We start from the raw sequence: 24,183 nt of genomic DNA, 5'->3' as shown, positions 1-24,183 counted from the left end.
GAATACCGCCTTATTCAATGGTGTCGGGCTGAACCACGCCCGGAATATTTTTGATCTCCGCCCAGCGTTCGGCAGAGATGCGATAGCCGGTGCCCGGCCCCTGATAGTCATTGATGTCGTTGACCGCACTCACCACCTCGAACTGCCGATCGAGAATGGCCGAGGTCTGCAGGTAATCGCCGGTGACCCGCTGGCGCAGCATATTGAGAATATTGCTGGCGATATCCTCAAAGCCGCTGCGGCTCAGCGCGCCGACAATATCGAGGCCGGTGATGTTGCGCTTCATCATCTCTTCCACCGCACTCAGATCCTCCACCACGTTACGCGGCGGCATCTCGTTGCTACCGTGCGCGTAGGTGGCGGCCTCCACCTCCTCGTCGGCGATTGGCGGCAGCCCCAGCTCGCGGAAAACCGCCTGGATCGCCCGCGCCGCTTTCTGGCGAATGGCAATGGTTTCCGCCTCGGTCACCGGACGCAGGCCGCCGTCAACCATCAGGTCACGCTGCAGGATGTTGTAATCATCAAAATCTTCCGCATCGAAGTTCGAGCCGGCGAACATGTTGTCGTAGTTCGGCACCGCGCTGTAGCCGGAGAAAATAAAGTCGGTGCCCGGCAGCATCTGCATCAGGGTGCGCGCGGTGCGGCGAATATCCGAGTGGGAGAAAGTCTGGTCGTTAGCGGACGCCACTTCGAGGTCGAGCATAGAGGCGATCAGGTTTTCCGCCAGCACCGCCCGAATGCCCGACGGCACAGCGCCGGTCATGCCGATACAGCTCACCGCGCCGTTTTGCAGCCCCTGAACCCCGGCGCCTTTGGTAATGAAGATGCAGCGCGATTCGAGGTAGAGCATCGACTTGCTCTCCGAATAGCCCATCAGCGCTTCGGATCCGGTGCCGGAGGTGTAGCGCATTTTCAACCCGCGGGAGGCGTAGGCCGAGGCGAGGAACGCCTTTGACCACGGAGTATCATCGCCGTCGGTAAATACCGCTTCAGTGCCGTAGACCGACACCGTCTCGGCGTAGCTGGTTAAGCCACGCATGCCCAGCTCCAGCTCGGTGGCCTCTTCCACCGAGCACTGCGTCAACACGCCGGGACGGCCGCACTGCGAACCGACCAACAGCGCCAGGGCGTTAAACGGCGCATAGCGCGCGATACCGACCGTGGTCTCCTGTTCTGAGAAGCCGCGGATCCCGGCCTCGGCGGCGTCAGCGGCAATCTGCACCGGATTATCTTTGAGATTGGTGACGTGGCACTGGTTGGAGGGGGTCCGGCGGGCACGCATCTTCTGCAGCGCCATCATCATCTCCACCACGTTCATCTGCGCCATCACCTCGACCGCTTTGGCCGGCGTGATGGCGGTAGTGATGGCAATGATCTCCTCCCGGCTGACGTGAATATCCACCAGCATGCGGGCTATTTCCACCGCCTCCAGGCGCATTGCCTGCTCTGTGCGCTCAACGTTGATCGCGTAATCGGCGATAAATCGGTCGATCATGTCAAACTGGTCCCGGCGTTTGCCGTCCAGTTCGACGATCAGACCGTTGTCCACTTTTACTGAAGAGACCGGGTCAAAGGGGCTGTCCATGGCGATCAGCCCCTCTTCAGGCCACTCGCCAATCAGCCCGTCCTGATTGACGGGGCGCTGGGCCAGTACTGCAAATCGTTTTGATCTTTTCATTGTTCATCGGCTCAAAAGGTGAAATCCGCAGACGGTAGCGAATACGCCGGGCCAGCGTCGTTGCCGCCCGGCCATTACTGGCAATAGCGGAACTTTAAATGAGCCAGTGGTGAAAAAAATAAATTTAATTTCGTTTCAATTTGGCACACGAAATCTACCGACAGTTTCACTATGAAGCTTTACTCCGGCGGCAAAAATAAAAAATGTGATCGCCCGCAATGATATAAATCAATTAATAAAAAACGCCCTTAATTACGTTTTGCCGACGCTATTTTAACCCTATTGACTAAATCATGGCGGGCGACAAAATAACGCTGACAAAAATAAAGCAAGCCAACCGAATGGTAATAGTTTTTTACTATCGCCCCCTACTGACTATTCGCGCCAGCGTTATCCTGGTGCGGGAGAGAATGATGAACAAGAGCCAACAAGTTCAGACAATCACCCTGGCCGCCGCCCAGCAAATGGCGGCGGCGGTGGAAAAAAAAGCCACTGAGATCAACGTGGCGGTGGTGTTTTCCGTGGTTGACCGCGGAGGCAACACGCTGCTTATCCAGCGGATGGACGAGGCCTTCGTCTCCAGCTGCGATATTTCCCTGAATAAAGCCTGGAGCGCCTGCAGCCTGAAGCAAGGTACCCATGAAATTACGCCAACGGTCCAGCCAGGACAATCTCTGTACGGTCTGCAGCTTACCAACCAACAGCGAATTATTATTTTTGGCGGCGGCCTGCCAGTTATTTTTAATGAGCAGGTAATTGGCGCCGTCGGCGTTAGCGGCGGTACGGTCGAGCAGGATCAATTATTAGCACAGTGCGCCCTGGATTGTTTTTCCGCATTATAACCTGAAGCGAGAAGGTATATTATGAGCTATCGTATGTTTGATTATCTGGTGCCAAACGTTAACTTTTTTGGCCCCAACGCCATTTCCGTAGTCGGCGAACGCTGCCAGCTGCTGGGGGGGAAAAAAGCCCTGCTGGTCACCGACAAAGGCCTGCGGGCAATTAAAGATGGCGCGGTGGACAAAACCCTGCATTATCTGCGGGAGGCCGGGATCGAGGTGGCGATCTTTGACGGCGTCGAGCCGAACCCGAAAGACACCAACGTGCGCGACGGCCTCGCCGTGTTTCGCCGCGAACAGTGCGACATCATCGTCACCGTGGGCGGCGGCAGCCCGCACGATTGCGGCAAAGGCATCGGCATCGCCGCCACCCATGAGGGCGATCTGTACCAGTATGCCGGAATCGAGACCCTGACCAACCCGCTGCCGCCTATCGTCGCGGTCAATACCACCGCCGGCACCGCCAGCGAGGTCACCCGCCACTGCGTCCTGACCAACACCGAAACCAAAGTGAAGTTTGTGATCGTCAGCTGGCGCAACCTGCCGTCGGTCTCTATCAACGATCCGCTGCTGATGATCGGTAAACCGGCCGCCCTGACCGCGGCGACCGGGATGGATGCCCTGACCCACGCCGTAGAGGCCTATATCTCCAAAGACGCTAACCCGGTGACGGACGCCGCCGCCATGCAGGCGATCCGCCTCATCGCCCGCAACCTGCGCCAGGCCGTGGCCCTCGGCAGCAATCTGCAGGCGCGGGAAAACATGGCCTATGCCTCTCTGCTGGCCGGGATGGCTTTCAATAACGCCAACCTCGGCTACGTGCACGCCATGGCGCACCAGCTGGGCGGCCTGTACGACATGCCGCACGGCGTGGCCAACGCTGTCCTGCTGCCGCATGTGGCCCGCTACAACCTGATCGCCAACCCGGAGAAATTCGCCGAGATTGCTGAACTGATGGGCGAAAATATCACCGGACTGTCCACTCTCGACGCGGCGGAAAAAGCCATCGCCGCTATCACGCGTCTGTCGATGGATATCGGTATTCCGCAGCATCTGCGCGATCTGGGAGTAAAAGAGGCCGACTTCCCCTACATGGCTGAGATGGCTCTGAAAGACGGCAATGCGTTCTCGAACCCGCGTAAAGGCAACGAGCAGGAGATTGCCGCGATTTTCCGCCAGGCATTCTGAGTGTTAACGAGGGGACCGTCATGTCGCTTTCACCGCCAGGCGTACGCCTGTTTTACGATCCGCGCGGGCACCATGCCGGCGCCATCAATGAGCTGTGCTGGGGGCTGGAGGAGCAGGGGGTCCCCTGCCAGACCATAACCTATGACGGAGGCGGTGACGCCGCTGCGCTGGGCGCCCTGGCGGCCAGAAGCTCGCCCCTGCGGGTGGGTATCGGGCTCAGCGCGTCCGGCGAGATAGCCCTCACTCATGCCCAGCTGCCGGCGGACGCGCCGCTGGCTACCGGACACGTCACCGATAGCGACGATCATCTGCGTACGCTCGGCGCCAACGCCGGGCAGCTGGTTAAAGTCCTGCCGTTAAGTGAGAGAAACTGAATGTATCGTATCTATACCCGCACCGGGGATAAAGGCACCACCGCCCTGTACGGCGGCAGCCGCATCGAGAAAGACCATATTCGCGTCGAGGCCTACGGCACCGTCGATGAACTGATATCCCAACTGGGCGTCTGCTACGCCACGACCCGCGACGCCGGGCTCCGGGAAAGCCTGCACCATATTCAGCAGACGCTGTTCGTGCTGGGGACTGAACTGGCCAGCGATGCGCGGGGCCTGACCCGCCTGAGCCAGACGGTCGGCGAAGAGGAGATCACCGCCCTGGAGCGGCTTATCGACCGCAATATGGCCGAGAGCGGCCCGTTAAAACAGTTCGTGATCCCGGGGAGGAATCTCGCCTCTGCCCAGCTGCACGTGGCGCGCACCCAGTCCCGTCGGCTCGAACGCCTGCTGACGACCATGGACCGCGCGCATCCGCTGCGCGACGCGCTCAAACGCTACAGCAATCGCCTGTCGGATGCCCTGTTCTCCATGGCGCGTATCGAGGAGACTAGGCCTGATGCTTGCGCTTGAATTGGCTGGCGTCAATATCGTACTGCTTCATTTTGCGCCACAGGGTGGTGCGGCCGATATTGAGCAGCTGCGACATCTCCTGCACCCGCCCGCTGGTCACCCGGGCGGCGTGAATAATAGCTTCCTTTTCGATGGCGCTAAAGGTCAGGCTGGCCGGCAGCAGCGATGACGCGCTATCCCCGCCCGGCCGCTCGGAAAAGAGATATTCCGGCAGATTACTCAGGCGAATGTGGCCGTTGTCGCTGCTGATGGCGATATTCTCAATGACGCTGTTGAGCTCAAAATCATTCCCCGGCCATGAGTAGGCCACCAGCTGCGCCAGCGCGTCATCGTCCACTTTCAGTCGCGAAGAGAAACGCTTCTCCAGGCTCTTCAACCGGTTATGCACCAGCGACGGAATACTGTTGCGTCGGGCGCGCAGCGGCGGGATGACGATCTCAAAGGAGTGCAGCGCATAGTACAGCTGGCGGCTAAAGCGGTTCTGTTCCACCAGATTGGCCAGATCGACGGTGGTGGTGGCAATCACCTTCACATCCACCGGGATCAGGCGCCGGGCGTCGAGGCGGGTGAGCACGCCCTGCTTAATCACCTGCAGCAGGGCCGACTGCAGCTCCGGCGCCAGATACTCGATCTTTTCCAGAAACAGGGTGCCGCCGTTGGCCAGCTCAAGGCGGCTCAGGCGACCATTTTCATCGTCGGTAGGGGCGCTGCCCATAAAGTCCTGGCCCAGCACGCTGTCGGCATATAGCTGGCAGTTGACGGCGATGTAGGGGCCGCCCGCCCGTTCGCTTTCATTGTGGATAGCCTGGCTCAGCAGCTCTTTCCCAACCCCCTCTTCGCCGCACAGCAGCACCGGGAAGCCACCGCGCGCCGCCTGGCGGCCAAAGTGGATCAGGCGTCGGGTTTCCGGATCGTCGGCAGACATCTGCTCAAAGGTGTGGCTCACTTTACCGAGCTGGCTGGTCATCAGCTGCCGCATCTGCTCCACCGGGTGCAGCAGCAGAATAAAACTGTTGCCTTGCGCCTCGACAATCGGTTTTAAGGTGATCACCGCATCGACAAACTGATGCTGACTTTCAAAGGTGACTTCGACGTGATTCAGGCCACGGGCGTGTTTGATGGCGCGGCGCAGCAGCGCCGGGAGGGTCACCAGATCGGCGATATTTTTCCCCTGGCTGGCCTGAGCATCAAGATGCAGCAGTCTCGCCGCCTGAACATTGAGAAACTGCAGCACGCCCTGTTCGTTCCACGCCATCACCCCATCGTCCATGCTCTCCAGCAGGCCGTACATCTGATTGAGGTGACGGTTGGATTCCGCCAGCAGGCTGTCGGTAAGCAGGGAGTTACCCACCTCGCGGGCGATGGCCAGCGTCAGGGAGAGGTCGGCGCTGGACTGGTGCTCGACCAGACAGCAAAGCGAGATAGAGCCGAACAGCCGCCCGTGGTTATCAAACACCGGCGTCGAGCAAAAACTCCATGGCTGTAGCGCCTGCTTAAAATGCCGATCGCCGGCGGTGTTGATCGGCTGGCCCTGCATCGCGGCCAGCGACAGCGCGCAGGTGCCGATAATGCTCTCCGCACAATAGCTGCCGTCGCGAAATCCCAGGGCAGCCAGCTGGGCCAGGGTTTGCGGCTCGCCGCAACGGCTCAGGATGCAGGCAGACTCATCAAGAATAAACAGCGCGCAGGGGCGGCCGTCCATAAACTCCCAGGCGTCTTCCAGAGCCGCCTGGCCGATGGTCAGCAGCGCGGTTTTACGCCGACAGATGGAGTCGAAGGTCAGGCCCTGGGCCTGGTGCGGCGTTTGCCAGGTTTCGCGCTGCATAAACTTGCTGCAGCGGTGCCATGACTGGGCGATGACGGAAGAGACCACCTTCCCGGTTTCCTGAGTCTGAACAGTCATATCCTTTTCCGCGTTGTACCATAGAGAACCCCTCCGGCAGCGACTGCCGGAGGGGAGAAAGAAAAACCGCTGACCTGGGCCAGCGGTTTAGCCACCGCGAATTAACGCGCCAGCCACTGCTGGCCTAACAGATCGGCGGTGAGGATAGCGGCATGGACGCTCTCCGGGGTCACCGCAAACGGCATATTATGGATGGTTTCCCCTTCCGCGCAGGTGGCTTTCGCCACCGCGGCGATTTTCTCGTCGATCCCCTCTTTGACGCCCATCTGCGCGAGCGTCACCGGCAGGCCGACGCGCTGGCAGAAGCCCAGCACCGTTTCAATCTCGTCCATCGGGCTGTTCTGTAGCACCAGCTGCGCCAGGGTACCGAAGGCCACTTTCTCACCGTGATACAGATGGTGGCACTCTTCAAGGATGGTGAAACCGTTGTGAATCGCGTGCGCGCCGGCCAGGCCGCTGCTCTCAAAACCGATACCGCTCAGATAGGTGTTGGCTTCGACAATACGCTCCAGCGCATCGGTCACCACTCCAGCCTGAGCCGCCAGGCGTGCTTTTTCGCCTTCAGCCAGCAGCGTATCATAGCACAGGCGCGCCAGGCTCAAGGCCGCCGCCGTGGACTGCCCGCCCGCCATGCTGGTGGCTCGCGCATCGAAGCAGGCCTTGGCTTCAAACCAGGTGGAGAGCGCATCGCCCATCCCGGCCACCAGCAAGCGTACCGGCGCTTTGGCGATAATCGCCGTGTCCATCACCACCATATCCGGGTTTTTCGGGTAGATCAGATACTCTTCAAACTCGCCCGCCTCGGTGTAGATAACCGACAGCGCGCTGGTCGGCGCATCGGTTGAGGCAATTGTCGGGATCACCACCACCGGCAGCTTCTGGTAATAGCCGATCGCCTTCGCGGTATCGAGGGTTTTCCCGCCGCCGATACCCACCACGCCGCGGCAGCCGTGCTGCTTAAGAATGGCGATCAGGCGGTTGATTTCCGCATGGCTGCACTCGCCGTTAAACCGTTCCGCATGGCAGCTAATATTGTGGCTATGCAGGCCGTTCAATACTTTGTCGCCCGCCAACTTCATCACGAAGTCATCGGCGATAACAAAAAAGCTGTCGGCCAGGTTTTTAGCGTATTCGCCAAACAGCATGGCGGCATCAGGTCCCTGGAGATATTTGGCTGGAGATTGAATAACTTTTAGCATTTCTTTCACCCTCAAATAAGTGCGTATGTTGACACGTGAGCCCAGGCCGTCATGCCGCGGCGCCTGATATCAATGGCGCTTACAGCCACGCTGCCGGAGCGATGCATCCACTGTAGGGCGAGCCGCGGCGAAAAAAATTTTTCCCTTTTTGTTCTGTTCTGAAACAGATAAAAAAATAATGCGTTTCACATTGAAACAATGTGACTGAGAAAGCGATGGGATTGCGATCGCGATCGGATCATTTTGGCAAAAAAGCCGCTATCGTCTCCCCTCTTTAACGCAGAAAATTGCCTCAATGCGGCACAATGGCGAAAAAAATCATCCTTGCCCCATTTCTGATAGCAGAAAAAAACGGACAAATTATTAGCGCTGGCTCGCATTTCTCCTGTTTATCGGCAATTAATGTTCCATAAAGGAACAAAAATTCTTTTCTACGTTCCGTTATGGAATCAATTTTGACGGCATTTTATTTTGCGCCCGCTCAGCCAGAATCACTACATCGCCGGGCTACCCTTATAGACAGGCGACCTCCCCCTACCCTACGGAGCATAAACAATGAAAAAACTGATTAACCGTGTGGAAGATGTACTGAGTGAACAGCTTATCGGCCTGGCGAAGGCGCATCCTGAACTGACGCTGCACCAGGACCCGGTCTATGTCACCCGCGCTGATGCACCGGTCGCCGGCAAAGTGGCGCTGCTCTCCGGCGGCGGCAGCGGACACGAACCGATGCACTGCGGCTACATCGGCCAGGGCATGCTCTCCGGCGCCTGTCCGGGGGAAATTTTCACCTCGCCGACGCCGGACAAAATGTTCGAATGCGCGATGCAGATTGACGGCGGCGAAGGCGTCCTGCTGATTATCAAAAACTATACCGGCGACATCCTGAATTTTGAGACCGCCACCGAGCTGCTGCACGAAAGTGGCGTTAAGGTTACCACCGTCGTGGTGGATGACGACGTGGCGGTAAAAGACAGCCTCTATACCGCCGGACGCCGCGGCGTCGCCAATACCGTGCTGATTGAAAAACTGGTCGGCGCCGCCGCCGAACGCGGCGACTCGCTGGAAGCCTGCGCTGAACTGGGCCGCCGTTTAAATAACCTTGGTCACTCGATTGGCATCGCGCTGGGCGCCTGCACCGTACCGGCCGCCGGACAGCCCTCCTTTACCCTGAAAGATGATGAGATGGAGTTCGGCGTCGGCATCCATGGCGAGCCGGGTATCGACCGCCGCCGCTTCAGCTCGCTCGACCAAACCGTCGATGAGATGTTCGATACCCTGCTGGAAAACGGCGCATACAGCCGCACGCTGCGCCAGTGGGATAACGTCAAGGGAGCGTGGCAGGAAGTGAAACAGAGCAAAACCGCGCTGCAAAACGGCGATCGGGTTATCGCGCTGGTCAATAACCTCGGCGCCACCCCGCTTTCCGAACTGTACGGCGTTTACAACCGCCTTGCCCAGCGCTGCGAAGCGTCCGGCATTGTGATTGAACGCAACCTCATCGGCAGCTACTGCACCTCGCTGGATATGGCGGGTTTCTCCATCACCCTGCTGAAAGCGGATGATGACACGCTGGCGTTATGGGACGCCCCGGTCCATACCCCAGCGCTGAACTGGGGAAAATAAGGAGCACGACATGTCACTGAACAGAACGCAAATCGTCGACTGGCTGTACCGCTGTGGCGACATTTTCACCAAACAGAGCGATTTTCTCACCGGCCTTGATAAAGAGATCGGCGACGCCGACCACGGCCTCAATATGCATCGCGGCTTCAGCAAAGTGGTCGAAAAGCTGCCGTCGATCGCCGATAAAGACATCGGTTTTATTCTCAAGAATACCGGGATGGCGCTGCTTTCCAACGTCGGCGGCGCCAGCGGCCCGCTGTTCGGCACCTTCTTTATCCGCGCCGCCCAGGTCACCCAGGCGCATCAGAGCCTGACCCTCGACGAGCTTTATCAGATGATCCGCGAAGGCGCGGACGGCGTCGTCAACCGTGGTAAAGCGGAGCCGGGCGATAAGACGATGTGCGACGTCTGGCTGCCGGTGGTGGAATCCCTGCGTCATTCCAGCGAGCAACATCTGTCTATCCCTGCCGCGCTGGATGCCGCCTGCGAAGTGGCCGAGCGCGCCGCCCACGCCACCATCACCATGCAGGCGCGTAAAGGCCGCGCCAGCTATCTCGGCGAGCGCAGCATCGGGCATCAGGATCCCGGCGCGACCTCGGTGCTGTTTATGGTTCAGATGCTGGCTGCCGCCGCCAAAGAGTAAGGAAATCGCGATGGTAAACCTGGTTATTGTTTCTCATAGCGCCCGGCTGGGCGAAGGTGTCGGAGAACTGGCCCGGCAGATGTTAATGAACGATGGCTGTAAGCTGGCGATCGCCGCCGGGATCGACGATCCCGACAGCCCGATCGGCACCGATCCGATTAAAGTCATGGAGGCGATCGAATCCGTCGCCGATACCGACCATGTTCTGGTGATGATGGATATCGGCAGCGCCCTGCTCAGCGCCGAAACCGCCCTCGATCTGCTCGATCCGGCGATGGCGGCAAAGGTGCGGCTGTGCGCCGCGCCGCTGGTCGAAGGGACGCTGGCGGCCACCGTCAGCGCCGCCTCCGGCGCCGGGATCGACAAAGTTATCGCCGATGCCATGAACGCCCTGGAAGCCAAGCGGGTTCAGCTGGGTTTACCTTCGCACACGCCTGACGCCGCCGCCCCAACGCTTGCTGACGACGGCGATGCTAAATCGGTTTCAGTCATTATTAACAATCACAACGGCCTGCACGTGCGTCCGGCATCAAAGCTGGTCGCCGCGCTGGCGGGTTTTAACGCCGACCTGGTGCTGGAGAAAAACGGCAAATGCGTCACCCCGGACAGTCTGAATCAAATCGCTCTGCTACAGGTGCGCCGCCACGATAAGCTGCGCCTGCTGGCCCGCGGTCCGGACGCCGATGCGGCGCTGGCGGCGTTTCAGGCGCTGGCCGCCGATAACTTCGGCGAGTCGCCGGAGGCGCAGCCGACAGCGGAACCCGCCATACCTGCGCGTGTTGAAGGCGCCGCGATGCTTTATCCGCAGGCGCCGATCCAACCGGCGCTCCCCGCCGCCGCCGACATCGCCCGCGAGCAGCAGCGCCTGCGCCAGGCGATCGACCAGACGCTGGCCGATCTCAATGCGCTCACCGAGCTGGCGGAACACAAATTTAACGCCGATATCGCGGCGATCTTCGCCGGTCATCACACCTTGCTCGACGATGAAGATCTGTTTGATGCCGCCAACGATCGCCTGCTCACCGAACAGTGCTCGGCGGAATGGGCGTGGCATCAAGTGCTGATGGAGCTCAGCCAGCAGTATCGTCAGCTGGATGACGCCTATCTGCAGGCCCGTTATATCGATGTCGACGATATTCTGCAGCGCACGCTGCGCCATCTGCAGGGTATTAAGGAGACGCTGCCATTCGCCAGTGAGCCGACGATTATTATCGCCGACAATATTTATCCCTCGACTGTACTCCAACTGGATGCCAGCAAGGTCACCGGCCTGTGCCTGCGCGACGGCAGCGAACAGGCCCACGGCGCGATTATCGCCCGCGCGGCGGGGATCGCCTGGCTATGCCAGCAGGGCGAAGCGCTGAATGATATTCAGCCTGGCGAAGCCATCACGCTCGATATGCGTCTGCAACGTCTTATTCGTCGCTAAATCCACTTTGACCGTTACCACTCCGGGGGCCCGCCTCCGGAGGGTGAGTTTTCGCTTACTGATCAGGAACCACTATGTCTCAATTCTTTTTTAACCAGCGCGCCAGCCTCGTTAACGACGTGATCGAGGGAACCATTATTGCCAGCCCGTGGAACAACCTCGCCCGCCTGGAGAGCGACCCGGCGATCCGTGTAGTGGTACGCCGCGATCTGAATAAAAACAACGTGGCGGTGATTTCCGGCGGCGGTTCAGGACACGAACCGGCGCACGTCGGCTTTATTGGTAAAGGCATGCTGACCGCCGCGGTCTGCGGCGATCTGTTCGCCTCGCCGAGCGTCGATGCGGTACTCACCGCGATTCAGGCGGTGACCGGCGAGGCGGGCTGTCTGCTGATCGTTAAAAACTACACCGGCGATCGGCTTAACTTCGGCCTCGCGGCGGAGAAAGCGCGCCGTCTTGGCTATAACGTAGAGATGCTGATCGTCGGCGACGATATTTCGCTGCCGGATAACAAACAGCCGCGCGGTATCGCCGGGACTATTCTTGTGCATAAGGTGGCGGGCTATTTCGCCGAGCGCGGCTTCAACCTCGCCACCGTCCTGCGTGAAGCGCAATACGCCGCCAACCATACCGCCAGCATCGGGGTGGCGCTGGCCAGCTGTCACCTGCCGCAGGAAGCGGAAAGCGCGCCGCGCCATCAGCCCGGCCACGCCGAGCTGGGGATGGGCATCCACGGCGAACCGGGAGCCTCGACGATCGCGACCCATAACAGCGCGGAAATCATGCAGATTATGGTAGAGAAGCTGACCGCCGCCCTACCTGAAACCGGCCGCCTGGCGGTGATGCTCAATAATCTCGGCGGCGTGTCGGTGGCCGAGATGGCGATTCTGACCCGCGAGCTGGCCAACACCCCACTCCATGCGCGCGTTGACTGGTTGATTGGCCCGGCTTCGCTGGTAACGGCGCTGGATATGAAAGGCTTCTCGCTGACCACTATCGTGCTGGAAGAGAGCATTGAAAAGGCGCTGCTGTCGGATGTCGAAACCGCCAGTTGGCAGAAGCCGGTGCAGCCGCGGGCTGTTAATATCATGCCGTCCGCGCTCGCCAGCGCACGCGTCGCCTTTACGCCATCGGCCAACCCGCAGGTGGGCGATTACGTGGCGCAGGTGACCAGCACCCTCTCCGGCCTCGAAACCCATCTCAACGCGCTTGACGCCAAAGTGGGCGACGGCGATACCGGCTCCACTTTCGCCGCTGGCGCGCGTGAGATTGCCGCTCTATTGCAACGCCAGCAACTGCCGCTCAATGATTTACCCACGCTGTTCGCGCTAATTGGCGAACGCCTGACGGTGGTGATGGGCGGCTCCAGCGGCGTATTGATGTCGATTTTCTTCACCGCCGCCGGGCAGAAGCTGGAGCAAGGCGCCAGCATGGCGGAAGCGCTGAACGCCGGTCTGGGGCAGATGAAATTTTACGGCGGCGCCGATGAGGGCGACCGGACGATGATTGACGCTCTACAGCCGGCGCTGGCGGCGCTGCTGGCCGAACCGGATAATCTGCAGGCCGCTTTCGCCGCGGCGCAGGCCGGCGCGGATCGCACCTGCCAGTCGAGCAAAGCCGGCGCCGGACGCGCCTCCTATCTCAATAGCGAGAGCCTGCTCGGCAATATGGACCCCGGCGCCCACGCGGTGGCGATGGTGTTTAAGGCGCTGGCGGAACGCTAAGCCTCACCCGGTGGCGCTGCGCTTACCGGGGCGACATAACACCATTGAAAGGTAGCCCGGAGAAGGCGCAACGCGCCGCCATCCGGGTTTACCACACTGCCGATTATTTGCTATGCCAGTACGCCTGCGAACGCACCAGTTGCTGATCGATACTCGGCTCCTCAAAGCGCGCCAGCAGCGATTTCACCACGCCGCCTTCTCCGGTCAGCCAGATAAAATAATCTTCTGACGGCACCTTGACCTGAGCCAGCCGCTCGGCGACGAACGCCGGGTTGTGGCCTACCACCCATTCGATATTAAAGCCGTCGAGATCCGCCAGATAATCTTTATACGAAGCATCCGCGACGGTGACGATGGCCGTCACCTGCGGCGTCACCGGCAGCTGACGTAATCCCAGCAGGCCAGCGCCGGCATGCCCGACTCGTCACAGACATAAAGCTGCCAGGCGTAATCTTCCGGCACCACCAGCGAGCCGCGCGGCCCGCCGATCACCAGCTTATCGCCGATGTTGGCTTCCAGCGCCCAGCGGCTGGCAATACCGCCATCGTGGATATAAAAATCGTAAGCCAGCTCGTGGCGTTCGGCATCGTACAGCGGCGTGTAGTCGCGGGTCGCCGGGCGCACGCCCTCGCCCCAGTTAATGCCTTCGTCGGTCACTTCCGGCGGCGTAAATACGCTGCCCGCCTGCGGGAAAAACAGTTTGGTGTGGTCGTCAAAACCTTGTGAAACAAAGCCATCCAGCGCCTCGCCCCCCAGCACGATCCGCTGGAACGCCTGGCCGATACGCTCAACGCGCAGCACGGTTAATTCGCGAAAACGTAGTTCGTTACGCACGCGCTGTGGGTAGCGTGAGGTGTTTTTTGTCATTTTTTCGCCTTCGTGAAGATAATACGATATATCTAAATTTATTTTTAAATGATAATGATTGCTAATCAAAAAGATTGCAAGCACTTTTTTGATATAGTCAGCTTGAGATTAAACAGCTATCAGCAATCCATAAAAACCATTAATAATCATCAAATTAAACAAAAATTATTTTATAGACTTGCAAGTCGATAAACTTTAGATATAAATTAGATATATCTAAATAACATCAGGAGACGATGATGCAAAACCATCATGAAGGTTGCTGTAAACATACAGAGCACCAACACGAAGGCTGCTGCAAGGGTGAAGGACATCACCACGAAAGCCGCCACAGTGAGCACCATGCAGGCTGCTGCAAAAGTGAAGAGCATCGCCACGCAGGCTGTCACCAGGAACATCACCACGAACAGGGTGCGGACGCCGCCACGGTCGCGGCGGAGGTGGTGGTCGTCGCCAGTGCATCTCCGTCACTAACAACGAAGTCGCTGCCGACGAACAGAAAAAATTGCGCGAACAGGGCTTAAGGCCTGGAGATCCTGATTGGGAAAAGTGGGGGATCTGTGATTATATCACCAAACCACGTGTACAAGCTGCTATCACAGGCAAAACGCCGAATGAACAACCGATTAAGGGCAATTATAGGTTTACAGACGAGTTCCCAATGTCTGACGGTTTTGAGGAAAATGCCGAGTTTTTCACTCTGACCTACGAAGCTGAGAAGTCGGTTAGCCACAACTTGGCCTTTGTTCGCATTGCGCCGTTGCTATGGCTACGCGCGGGTGCGCGCGGCGAACGTATTGAAAAAATACCTACTAAAGGATGGGAAGTGACCGATGCGTACGGTCTACTGCTAGATGTAGACCAAGCAACCCCATTCATTGAAGCCATTGATACCGTAGCCCACGGGCACGTAAGGGTGAAACCAGCATCGTGACGCCCAACAGGCTCCAGCGGCAGTTCAACCCGGAAGCACCGGATGAGCGTTGGGTAACGGACATCACCTACATCCGGACTCACGAAGGCTGGCTGTATCTGACTGTTGTTGTTGACCTGTTCTCGCGCAAAGTTATTGGCTGGTCAATGCAGCCCCGGATGACAAAGGATATTGTCCTGAATGCACTTCTGATGGCCGTGTGGCGACGTAATCCTCAAAAGCAGGTGCTGGTTCATTCTGATCAAGGCAGTCAGTACACAAGCTATGAGTGGCAGTCGTTCCTGAAATCACACGGGCTGGAGGGCAGTATGAGCCGTCGCGGTAATTGCCATGATAATGCGGTTGCAGAAAGCTTTTTCCAGTTGTTGAAACGCGAACGGATAAAGAAAAAGATCTACGGAACGCGGGAAGAAGCCCGCAGCGATATTTTTGATTACATCGAAATGTTTTATAACAGTAAGCGTCGGCATGGTTCCAGCGATCAGATGTCACCGACAGAATATGAAAACCAGTATTATCAACGGCTCGGAAGTGTCTAAATTATCCGTGGCGATTCAGCCAGCAGTCGCGCAGCTGCCTCAAGCGCAGAGGATTGAAAAAATCTTCAGATATATATCATCACTCTGAACATACGCAATTAACGGCGGAATCTCACGATTCTACCGTTTTTTATTATTTTTCAGAGGAGTAGTGATGAATAATTCTGAAGGTTTGAAGTCGTTTCAGCAATCGCTTGCTGATCTGCCGCAATGGGTATCAGAGCGGCTTCTGCAGCAAATTAACCAGTTAACTAACTACGAGCCAGTGATCGGCATTATGGGTAAAACCGGTGTTGGGAAGAGCAGTCTGTGCAATGCCCTGTTTGCCGGAGATATATCACCGGTCAGCGATGTGGCGGCCTGTACACGTGAGCCACTGCGCTTTCGCCTGCAAGTCGGCGACCGCTATATAACGCTGATGGATCTGCCCGGCGTGGGCGAAAGTGGCGCTCGCGATACCGAGTATGCTGCGCTGTACCGCGAACAGCTTCCTCGCCTCGACCTGGTACTGTGGCTGATTAAGGCCGATGACCGGGCGCTGACGGTGGATGAACATTTTTATCATCAGGTGATTGGAGAGGTATACCGGCATAAGGTGCTGTTTGTTATCAGCCAGTCGGATAAGGCCGAACCTACCAGCGGTGGGGGACAGTTGTCCACGGCGCAGAAGCAGAATATCAGCCGCAAAATCTGCCTGCTGCATGAGCTGTTCCAGCCCGTCCATCCGGTGTGTGCTGTGTCGGTCCGTCTACAATGGGGGCTTAAGGTGATGGCCGAGCGGATGATTAAGTGCCTGCCACGTGAGGCCACCAGCCCGGTGGTGTCGCAACTCCATCCTTCCTTTCGCACGACGGTAGTCCGGGAACAGGCTCGTAGCGATTTTGGTGAAACCGTCGGGGCCGTACTCGATAGCATCAGTGCCTTTCCCCTGATACCCGCCCCGGTGCGGGCCGTCATTCAGGCCGTGCGCACCACGGTGGTGTCAGTGGCCCGCGCCGTCTGGGATTTCTTCTTCTGAGTATTTAACCCATCCCTGTTACTTCCCTGCCCCTGTCGCCGATGCGACGGGGATCCCTTTTATTTGTTTTCCCGTTATGAGGAGTCTGCTTATGACCCGTCTGGCTTCGCGCTTTGGCGCAGCAAACCTTATCCGTCGCGACCGTCCGTTAACCCGTGAAGAGCTGTTTCGCGTAGTGCCCAGTGTATTCAGTGAGGACAAACACGAGTCCCGTAGTGAGCGTTATACCTATATACCCACCATCTCCCTGCTCGACAGCCTACAGCGAGAAGGCTTCCAGCCATTCTTTGCCTGTCAGACCCGAGTGCGTGACCCGGGTCGTCGTGAACATACAAAGCATATGCTGCGTCTGCGGCGTGAGGGGCAGATTACCGGTAAACAGGTACCAGAAATTATCCTGCTCAACTCCCACGATGGCACCAGTTCGTATCAGATGTTGCCGGGACTATTTCGTGCGGTTTGTCAGAACGGGCTCGTCTGCGGTGAGTCGTTTGGCGAGGTGCGGGTGCCACACAAGGGGGACGTGGTGAGTCAGGTGATTGAAGGCGCGTATGAGGTGCTGGGGATTTTTGACCGGGTGGAGGAGAAACAGGATGCCATGCAGTCGTTGCTGTTGCCACCCCCGGCACAGCAGGCACTGGCAAAAGCCGCCCTCACATACCGCTTTGGTGAAGACCACCAGCCGGTGACTGAATCGCAGATCCTCTCTCCTCGCCGCTGGCAGGATGAGAGCAATGACCTGTGGACCACGTACCAGCGTATTCAGGAGAACCTGATTAAGGGCGGGCTCAGTGGCCGTAATGCCAAAGGAGGACGGTCACATACCCGTGCCGTTCGCGGTATCGACGGGGACGTGAAACTTAACCGGGCACTGTGGGTGATGGCGGAAGCCCTGCTCACGCAACTGCAGTGACCGTTTAATGTTGCTGCTTTGTTAATATCGGACACCACCTGTCCGCATCGCACCGTGCTGACGGTCCTCACTCACCGAGGGAAGGCCTGTAACCCCCGCTGCCTCTGGCTTTTGCAGAAATGAAAAATAGTTTCTGTGGTGTCCATACCCTGTCCGACCCCCTCTTTAAAGTAATCACATCATTTTCAGTCAGTTAACTTTCACGGAGAACGTCTCATGACACAGGCAGAACGCCGCCATGACCGGCTGGCTGTCAGGCTGTCACTGATAATCAGCCGTCTGGTGGCAGGGGAAACGCTGAGTGTGCGTAAGCTTGCCGCTGAGTTTGGTGTGTCGGTGTGCACGCTGCGGCGTGATTTTCGTGAGCGGCTGATGTATCTGGACCTGGAGTATCAGTCCGGATATTGCCGCTTACGCACTGCGGGCAGTGAGACGCAGATGGTGCCCGACGTGCTTATCTTTGCCCACCGCAGCGGGATGGCCGGTCTTTTCCCTGGCTTTGACCGTCGTCTGGTAAACGCACTGCTGATGTGCGATGAGTCTCCCTGCGTAATCGCACCCGCCAGTCCGGCTCCTTCGCCATCAGGCGCATTGTCTTTCTGGCGACTGATTCAGGCCATTACCGGGCGCAGGCGGGTGACTCTGATTGCCGAGGGGCAGCGCTGTGAGCGGCTGGCTCCCTGCCGGTTACTCATCCACCAGCAGGCCTGGTATCTGGTGGCAGAGCACGACGGACATATCGCCGTATTCTCCCTGGATGAGATCCATCTGGTTCAGCCCCTGCAGGAGACTTTCCGGCGTAACGACAGTCTGTGTCGTCTTGTTGAAGACCCGGGCTTTATTCAGTCCTTACCCCATTTTCGCTTTATCCAGCAGTCACTGCTTACGTTTGTTCCGGCCGACAGCCCACCAGAATAGCGTAAGCGTTGTTATCAACCCGGCAACAGGGAGGAGCCCTATGCCCGTTATTGCCATTATCGCCATTGTTGTCATCGTCATCATTCTGAACAAAACCGGGGTGTCCGACAGTCTCGCGGCCCTGACCCTTGCCACTGTTGCCGCACTGCTGACGGGAGGTGGCGCAGCCGGTGCTGCCAGTGTCGCGCTGACACCGTTCGTCGGCGTGCCGGTGGGTATTTTCGTGGGCATTTATGTCTTTGCCAAAGTGGTTCGTCTGATTTCAGGAAAAAAATAATGAAACGTAAAACACTGCCTCTGCTGGCGCTGGTTGCCACCACTCTGTTTCTCATCGCATGCGATGACAGAAGTGATGACCTGAAGGCCATCAGTAAATTTAAGGACCTCACCCCACCGCGTTTCAGTGATGTGGTCAGCCACCAGGATGATGTCAGCGAAGAATGGTCACAGGTTGACTACTTATCCGGTCCCACCTTGCAGGTTTTACGTACCCGCCAGTCGCCCGATGGCTGCGAGGATGGCAGTTACTACTACCTCGTGGATATGCAGGAAAAAACCGTCCAGCCACTGATGAATGCGCTGTGTATTGCCGATAACATCAAACTGGAATACCAGGAGGTGACGGACCCGTATACCAAAGAAAAATACTTTGAGTACGCCCATGACGGCAAACTGATGGGGCGACTGCTGATACCCTCAAACCCTGACAATCAGGAATAAAAACAACGATAAAGGAAACAGAAATGACAATACGTTCACTAAGTCGGTTTGTGCTGGTGGGTGTACTGCTCGCGAGCTTTAATGCCTCTGCTATCCCGGGGTTCTGGCAGCAGGGTTACGGTCAGGGCAATACGGAATACAGTGTGACCGAAGCCAGCGGGAAGACGTTTACCATCAACTGCACAGGGAACCCGGACCAGAATGGTTTCTATCAGCATTCAGTCTTTCTTACCCTTGCCGATGACAAGATGGTCAGTTCGCACGATGACGACACTACTATCACCGTAGTGATGGATCACCAGCAGTACATTATTCCGTCCAGCCTGGGCTGGCGTAACGGCGATAACGCCTGGTTTGACTTCATCAGCAATATCTCTGAGGCCGGGCAGTTCGACGTCTACGTCAATGACCACAAAGCAGGGACCTTCACTGCGGACCGGAAGAACGCTGAGAAAGTTCTGTCCACTCTCGGAGACTGCAGCAACGACTGATAGTAGTATCTTCCCCAGCAAATCCACCCCGACAGCTAGCAGGCTGCCGGGGTTTTCTTTTATCAGGAGCCCGAAAATGACCCAATCCGTGTTACTGCCACCGGGGCCTTTCACCCGGAGACAAGCGCAAGCGGTCACTACCACGTACAGCAATATCACACTCGAAGACGACCAGGGCAGTCACTTCCGTCTGGTGGTTCGTGATACTGAAGGCCGGATGGTCTGGCGGGCATGGAACTTTGAGCCGGATGCCGGTGAAGGTCTTAACCGCTATATCCGCACCTCAGGCATCCGTACAGACACGGCCACCCGCTGATCGCGAAGCATTTACCCGCATTCACCTCCCCGAACACACTTTATATCCCCATACGCCAGCCATCGCCGCTGGCGTTTTTATTGACGGAGACATACCCATGACAACACAGACGCAGCACGACCTCGCACCCGCTAACCAACCCGAATTTGAACTGACCGTCACGCCGGTCCCCGATGAACAGCGTATCGATTTCTGGCCACAGTACTTTGGCGCTATCCCGCAGTGGCTACTCCTGGAGCCGCATATCTTCGCCTGGATGGACCGCTTCTGTGAGGGCTACAGCGGTGGTATCTGGTCGTTCTACACCCTCAGCAATGGCGGCGCATTTATGTCCCCCGAGCCTGACAACGATGAGACATGGCGTCTGTTTAACTGCCTGAACGGTAACGATGCCCAAATGAGTGCAGAAGCAGCAGGTATTGCTGTCTGCCTGATTGCGTATAGCCACCATGCCTGCCGTACAGAATGTGACGCGATGACCGCACACTATTACCGCCTGCGGGAGTATGCCATGCAACATCCAGAGGCTCACGCCATTCTGCGTATTATCGACTGACCGAAGGAGCAACAGATGAAACAGCTTTCCTTTTTACCCGGCGAGATGACGCCACAGGACCGGCGTCTCATTCAGCGGGCGCTCAGGGCTCTGGACCGCCACCTGCATGAGCCCGGCGTAGCCTTCACCTCTACCCACGCCGTACGTGAATGGCTGCGACTGCATATGGCCGCGCTTGAGCGGGAAGAGTTCCGGGTGTTGTATCTGGACAACCAGAATCAGTTGATTGCCCATGAAACGCTCTTCACCGGCACGATTAACCGCACCGAGGTGCATCCCCGGGAGGTGGTCAAACGTGCTCTGCACTTCAACGCGGCGGCGGTGATACTCGCGCATAACCATCCTTCCGGCGAGACGACACCTAGCCAGGCCGACAAAACCCTCACGCAGCGACTGGTTCAGGTGCTTCAGCTGGTGGATATCCGTGTCCCTGACCATCTGATTGTCGGTGGCAGGCAAATCTATTCGTTCGCAGAACACGGTCTGCTTTGAGGTATTACATGAAAATTATCAGTAAACGCAGGGCAATGACGATATACCGCCAGCATCCTGAGTCCCGAATCTTTCGCTACTGCACCGGCAAATACCAGTGGCACGGTAGCGTCTGTCATTACACCGGCAGGGACGTTCCGGATATCGCCGGAGTCCTCGCGGTATACGCCGAACGCCGCCAGGACCGCAATGGGCCCTATACCTGCCTGATGAGCATCACCCTGAACTGACAATAGTGGAGAACTGTAATGAGCAACCCTACCAGGGGCCTGCAGCGGGAGATTACACTGCGCCTGGGAGCCCGTCTGGTGCAGGAAGGCAACCGACTGCATTATCTGGCTGACCGGGCCAGCATCACCGGCAAGTTCAGTGACATCGAATGCCGGAAGCTGGATGAAACATTCCCGCACTTTATCCGCCAGATGGAATCGATGCTGACCACCGGTGAACTCAGCCCCCACCATGCCCACTGCGTTACCCTGTACCACAACGATTTAACCTGCGAAGCCGACACCCTTGGCAGTTGCGGCTACGTATACATCGCCATTTACCCCACTCAGCGTTAATTACCTACACGAGAGCAAACATGAAAACTTTACCTGCAACAACTCAGCGGGCGGTGAAGCCCTGCCTGTCACCCGTGGCTGTCTGGCAAATGTTACTGACACGTCTGCTGGAACAGCACTATGGTCTGACAATAAACGACACGCCATTCTGCAATGAGGCTGTGATTAAGGAACACATCGATGCCGGTATCACCCTAGCCGATGCCGTGAATTTTCTGGTAGAAAAATACGAGCTGGTTCGTATCGACAGGAAGGGATTTAGCTGGCAGGAACAGACTCCGTATATTTCCGTAGTAGATATTCTGCGAGCAAGGCGCTCTACCGACTTGCTAAAAACTAACGTGAAATAAACGATTAAATACAGAGCAGACTAAAGGAAAGCAAAATGCTAATCTCACAGACGAAAAAGCTCCTGCTGTAACCTTCCCTCCCCTGCAAAAAACCTGACATTTTCTTTTAGGACCAACAATGGGACCAAAATGAAAATTGAATTGAAGGTTATCAGCTATTAAACAACAAGTTAAACAACCAATTCAGACTCCGCCAGCCCAAAATCCTTTGTTGATGGTCACCAGAGCCTGATACGAAGTCCTGAAAGCCCGCACGGCGCAAGCCCTGCGGGCTTTTTTGTACCTTCAATTTGACCTGGGAGGCTGAGGCCCCCCCCTCAATCCGGCTCGTTTAGGACTGGCGTAAAACCTCAGCGCTCCCCCGCTTTTCCCTTCATATCCGCCACCACCACATTCCCCCCCATATCCATAATTTGACGCAGCGTCGGTACCGGAATTCCCCGGTCAACAATCACCGCATCAAACTCGTTCAGGTGGGCAAAATGGTAGAGCGCCCGGCGCTCAAATTTAGTGTGATCCATCATCAGGATGCGCTGCTTCGCCGAATCAAACATCGCCCGCTTGGTCTCTATGGTCTCCGCCGACTGGTGGAAAACGATCCCATCCATCACCGCCGACATACTGACAAAAAAGACGTCGGCGCGCAGTCCGGCGATTTCCTGACGCGTGGAGTGGCCCATAAACGCGTTGCACCAGTTGTAGTACTGGCCACCCAGGCCGAGCAGGGTAATATCGCGAATATTGCGTAGCTCGTTCATCAACGTGAGTGAATTGGTGATTACCGTCAGCGGCGCTCTGGCGGGCAGAAAGCGCGCTATCTGAAAGACAGTGGTGGAATCATCCAGGAAGATGGCCTGCCCCGGCTCTAGGTAACCTGCCGCCACTTCGGCAATCGCCTGCTTCTCTTCAAGCTGACGGGTGGCGCGGTAAATGTCACTGGATTCCACAAGGCTCGTGGCCGTCGCCGAGACCACGCCGCGAGATTTATGCAATAGCCCGCGCTCCACCAACTCGTCAATATCCCGGTGGGCAGTCATCAGGCTGATATCAAAACGCTCGGTAATGTCCTCAATACGGATTGCACCTTCCGCCATTACCGCTTCAACAATCAGCTGACGGCGCGCCAGTTGACGAGCCTGACGACTGTCGCTGGGAAGGGTATCCGCCATAAACAGATTCAGAGAGGGGTCCTGCGGTGTTTGCGCCATAATCCGTCCATTAAAGAGAGGAATGAGTTCCGATCTTTGTTAATTACACCGTGTTAGCCATAGTTTAGCAACACGGTGTTTAATCCCGGGGTCGGCGTAAACGCCTCGCCCGGGCTACTCTCTTGCGAACTTAGTCTGCAAGCATAAATGGAGAGGTAATTTTCGCCGCGTTTTCTTTGGTGATTAACACGCAGTCAAACAGCTGTTTCTCTGACGACGCGCCGGTTTTGCCGGTCTTAAGGAAGGTGTCCGCCTGCTCAACCGCTTTAGCGGCAAAGGTCGCCACCGGCTGCATCACGGTATAGGCCAGCGTCCCCTCTTTCACTGCATCCACCGCATCCGGGGAGCCGTCGAAGCCGCCAACGGTCACCTGTTTCAGCTTACCCGCCTCTTTCAGCGCCGCAATCGCACCCAGCGCCATCTCATCGTTACCGCTGATCACCCCTTTCACATTCGGGTTAGCCTGCAACAGAGACTGCATCTTGTTATAGCCCTGGGTACGGTCCCAGTTAGCCACTTCACTACCTGTCTTTTTCAGATCCGGGTACTGGCTCAGCACCGTCTCAAAACCGTTGGCGCGGGTGGCGGCGTTATTATCAGACGGTGGCCCCTTCAGCTCAACGTAGTCGCCCGCATCACCCACCTGCTGCACCCATTGCTGTGCGCCAAGCGCCGCGCCCTGGGCGTTGTTGGAAACCAGCTGCGCCTTCGCCAGGCCGCTCTGGTTCAGCTCGGCGTTGATAATAAACACCGGGATATTCGCCGCGATGGCCTTTTTCACCGAGCCAACCGAACCGTCGGCGTTCGCCGGGTCGAGAATAATGGCCTTCGATTTATTGGTGATCGCGGTATCAATCAGCTGGCTTTCGGTATTGGTGTCGCCCTTATGCGCACTCACCTTCGCCGTATAGCCGAGTTTCTCAGCCGTTTTCTGCGCCACCTGGCCTTCCGTCAACCAGTAGGGGTTAGAGGGATCGTTGACGATGATGGTCATCAGCCCGTCAGCCCAGGTTGGTGTGGCGATAGCGGTAAGTGCCACCGTGGCAGCGGCCAGGATAAAACGCTTGCTGTTAAGGTACATAGGTTGTTGCTCCGTTATTTTAGGGGTACAGGTTACGGATTAACGTTGGAACGGAGACGACCTGGCTTCCGCCCAAACAG

26 protein-coding genes and 3 pseudogenes are annotated in these 24,183 nt (G+C 57.3%); 23 read left to right on the top strand and 6 right to left on the bottom strand.

The genetic code is table 11. The annotated features are described in order from the left end of the window. Positions 1-10 precede the first annotated feature (10 nt). Positions 11-1,678, bottom strand: coding sequence for a propanediol/glycerol family dehydratase large subunit (locus WM95_RS04990; RefSeq protein WP_002917676.1), 1,668 nt, complete (start codon positions 1,676-1,678; stop codon positions 11-13). 413 nt (positions 1,679-2,091) lie between these two features. On the opposite strand from WM95_RS04990, the gene WM95_RS04985 reads away from it, so the two are divergent. From WM95_RS04985 to WM95_RS04970, 4 genes are read left to right on the top strand one after another with little or no spacing between them, the layout of a single operon-like run. Continuing rightward, positions 2,092-2,520, top strand: a complete 429-nt coding sequence (locus WM95_RS04985; protein WP_088544653.1) for a GlcG/HbpS family heme-binding protein — start codon at positions 2,092-2,094, stop codon at positions 2,518-2,520. A gap of 21 nt (positions 2,521-2,541) precedes the next feature. Next, a complete protein-coding gene (dhaT, locus tag WM95_RS04980; RefSeq protein WP_023336801.1) occupies positions 2,542-3,705 on the top strand; it encodes a 1,3-propanediol dehydrogenase in 1,164 nt (387 codons plus the stop codon). Between the two features lie 20 nt (positions 3,706-3,725). Further along, positions 3,726-4,079, top strand: a complete 354-nt coding sequence (locus WM95_RS04975) for a glycerol dehydratase reactivase beta/small subunit family protein (RefSeq protein ID WP_002917678.1) — start codon at positions 3,726-3,728, stop codon at positions 4,077-4,079. Next, entirely contained in the window at positions 4,080-4,610 is a 531-nt protein-coding gene (locus WM95_RS04970; protein WP_088544652.1) for a cob(I)yrinic acid a,c-diamide adenosyltransferase, read from the top strand. Here the strand turns inward: WM95_RS04970 and dhaR are convergent. Then, positions 4,588-6,513: a dihydroxyacetone kinase operon transcriptional regulator DhaR gene (dhaR, locus tag WM95_RS04965; RefSeq protein ID WP_023336800.1), complete on the bottom strand. Its 1,926-nt coding sequence runs from the start codon at positions 6,511-6,513 to the stop codon at positions 4,588-4,590. The two genes, WM95_RS04970 and dhaR, sit on opposite strands and share 23 nt — an antisense overlap. Positions 6,514-6,614: 101 nt before the next feature. After that, on the bottom strand, positions 6,615-7,712 hold the full coding sequence (locus WM95_RS04960) for a glycerol dehydrogenase (RefSeq protein WP_023336799.1): 1,098 nt from the start codon (positions 7,710-7,712) through the stop codon (positions 6,615-6,617). A 555-nt stretch (positions 7,713-8,267) separates the two neighbouring features. On the opposite strand from WM95_RS04960, the gene dhaK reads away from it, so the two are divergent. The 4 genes from dhaK to WM95_RS04940 all read left to right on the top strand — a co-directional run bounded on the left by dhaK (position 8,268) and on the right by WM95_RS04940 (position 13,134). Further along, complete coding sequence (gene dhaK / locus WM95_RS04955) at positions 8,268-9,338, top strand: dihydroxyacetone kinase subunit DhaK (RefSeq protein WP_020077889.1); 1,071 nt, start codon at positions 8,268-8,270, stop codon at positions 9,336-9,338. A 10-nt stretch (positions 9,339-9,348) separates the two neighbouring features. After that, entirely contained in the window at positions 9,349-9,981 is a 633-nt protein-coding gene (gene dhaL / locus WM95_RS04950; RefSeq protein WP_023336798.1) for a dihydroxyacetone kinase subunit DhaL, read from the top strand. 10 nt (positions 9,982-9,991) lie between these two features. Beyond that, positions 9,992-11,410 (top strand): dihydroxyacetone kinase phosphoryl donor subunit DhaM, encoded by a 1,419-nt coding sequence (gene dhaM / locus WM95_RS04945; protein ID WP_023336797.1) that lies wholly within the window; start codon positions 9,992-9,994, stop codon positions 11,408-11,410. Between the two features lie 74 nt (positions 11,411-11,484). Continuing rightward, positions 11,485-13,134, top strand: a complete 1,650-nt coding sequence (locus WM95_RS04940; protein WP_007372177.1) for a glycerone kinase — start codon at positions 11,485-11,487, stop codon at positions 13,132-13,134. A gap of 103 nt (positions 13,135-13,237) precedes the next feature. Here WM95_RS04940 and WM95_RS04935 read toward each other — a convergent pair. Continuing rightward, positions 13,238-14,001 (bottom strand): annotated as a pseudogene (locus tag WM95_RS04935) (siderophore-interacting protein). 239 nt (positions 14,002-14,240) lie between these two features. Between WM95_RS04935 and WM95_RS27575 the strand changes: the two are divergent. The 15 genes and pseudogenes from WM95_RS27575 to WM95_RS04860 all read left to right on the top strand — a co-directional run. Beyond that, a pseudogene (locus WM95_RS27575) lies at positions 14,241-14,458 on the top strand (PadR family transcriptional regulator); the annotation flags it as partial. 48 nt (positions 14,459-14,506) lie between these two features. Further along, positions 14,507-14,935 (top strand): hypothetical protein, encoded by a 429-nt coding sequence (locus WM95_RS27570; RefSeq protein WP_032638336.1) that lies wholly within the window; start codon positions 14,507-14,509, stop codon positions 14,933-14,935. Further along, positions 14,893-15,474, top strand: a pseudogene (locus WM95_RS04920) (IS3 family transposase); the annotation flags it as partial. The gene WM95_RS27570 and the pseudogene WM95_RS04920, both read left to right, overlap by 43 nt. A gap of 154 nt (positions 15,475-15,628) precedes the next feature. Further along, positions 15,629-16,492: a GTPase family protein gene (locus WM95_RS04915; protein WP_001065553.1), complete on the top strand. Its 864-nt coding sequence runs from the start codon at positions 15,629-15,631 to the stop codon at positions 16,490-16,492. 91 nt (positions 16,493-16,583) lie between these two features. Further along, positions 16,584-17,405 (top strand): DUF932 domain-containing protein, encoded by an 822-nt coding sequence (locus tag WM95_RS04910; protein WP_057061660.1) that lies wholly within the window; start codon positions 16,584-16,586, stop codon positions 17,403-17,405. A 216-nt stretch (positions 17,406-17,621) separates the two neighbouring features. Then, positions 17,622-18,323 (top strand): WYL domain-containing protein, encoded by a 702-nt coding sequence (locus WM95_RS04905; protein ID WP_088544651.1) that lies wholly within the window; start codon positions 17,622-17,624, stop codon positions 18,321-18,323. 40 nt (positions 18,324-18,363) lie between these two features. Beyond that, positions 18,364-18,600: a protein YpjK gene (ypjK, locus tag WM95_RS04900; protein WP_001144031.1), complete on the top strand. Its 237-nt coding sequence runs from the start codon at positions 18,364-18,366 to the stop codon at positions 18,598-18,600. Then, positions 18,600-19,043 (top strand): YfjS/YafY family lipoprotein, encoded by a 444-nt coding sequence (locus tag WM95_RS04895; RefSeq protein ID WP_032199444.1) that lies wholly within the window; start codon positions 18,600-18,602, stop codon positions 19,041-19,043. Before ypjK ends, WM95_RS04895 begins: the two co-directional genes overlap by 1 nt. A gap of 23 nt (positions 19,044-19,066) precedes the next feature. After that, on the top strand, positions 19,067-19,534 hold the full coding sequence (ykfB, locus tag WM95_RS04890; protein WP_001581459.1) for a protein YkfB: 468 nt from the start codon (positions 19,067-19,069) through the stop codon (positions 19,532-19,534). Between the two features lie 76 nt (positions 19,535-19,610). Next, positions 19,611-19,850: a DUF905 domain-containing protein gene (locus tag WM95_RS04885; RefSeq protein ID WP_000194654.1), complete on the top strand. Its 240-nt coding sequence runs from the start codon at positions 19,611-19,613 to the stop codon at positions 19,848-19,850. A 97-nt stretch (positions 19,851-19,947) separates the two neighbouring features. Continuing rightward, positions 19,948-20,406 (top strand): antirestriction protein, encoded by a 459-nt coding sequence (locus tag WM95_RS04880; RefSeq protein ID WP_000211838.1) that lies wholly within the window; start codon positions 19,948-19,950, stop codon positions 20,404-20,406. Positions 20,407-20,421: 15 nt separating this feature from the next. Beyond that, positions 20,422-20,898, top strand: coding sequence for a JAB domain-containing protein (locus tag WM95_RS04875; RefSeq protein ID WP_000811693.1), 477 nt, complete (start codon positions 20,422-20,424; stop codon positions 20,896-20,898). Positions 20,899-20,906: 8 nt separating this feature from the next. Beyond that, entirely contained in the window at positions 20,907-21,128 is a 222-nt protein-coding gene (locus WM95_RS04870) for a DUF987 domain-containing protein (protein WP_000691994.1), read from the top strand. Positions 21,129-21,146: 18 nt separating this feature from the next. Next, positions 21,147-21,464 (top strand): type IV toxin-antitoxin system antitoxin YafW, encoded by a 318-nt coding sequence (gene yafW, locus WM95_RS04865; protein ID WP_000070396.1) that lies wholly within the window; start codon positions 21,147-21,149, stop codon positions 21,462-21,464. Positions 21,465-21,484: 20 nt separating this feature from the next. Next, complete coding sequence (locus WM95_RS04860) at positions 21,485-21,814, top strand: toxin (protein WP_001581456.1); 330 nt, start codon at positions 21,485-21,487, stop codon at positions 21,812-21,814. Positions 21,815-22,164: 350 nt separating this feature from the next. Here the strand turns inward: WM95_RS04860 and WM95_RS04855 are convergent, their stop codons facing one another. Then, a complete protein-coding gene (locus WM95_RS04855; protein ID WP_001581455.1) occupies positions 22,165-23,022 on the bottom strand; it encodes a DeoR/GlpR family DNA-binding transcription regulator in 858 nt (285 codons plus the stop codon). A gap of 130 nt (positions 23,023-23,152) precedes the next feature. Continuing rightward, the gene (locus WM95_RS04850; protein ID WP_001581454.1) at positions 23,153-24,103 is read right to left on the bottom strand and encodes a D-ribose ABC transporter substrate-binding protein; all 951 of its coding nucleotides are present in this window, start codon (positions 24,101-24,103) and stop codon (positions 23,153-23,155) included. Between the last annotated feature and the right edge of the window lie 80 nt (positions 24,104-24,183).

This window comes from Enterobacter cloacae complex sp. ECNIH7 (genome assembly GCF_002208095.1).
Taxonomy (GTDB): Bacteria; Pseudomonadota; Gammaproteobacteria; order Enterobacterales; family Enterobacteriaceae; genus Enterobacter; species Enterobacter cloacae_M.
Note: the sequence above shows the minus strand (reverse complement) of the source record. Positions and strands in the feature narration are given on the sequence as shown.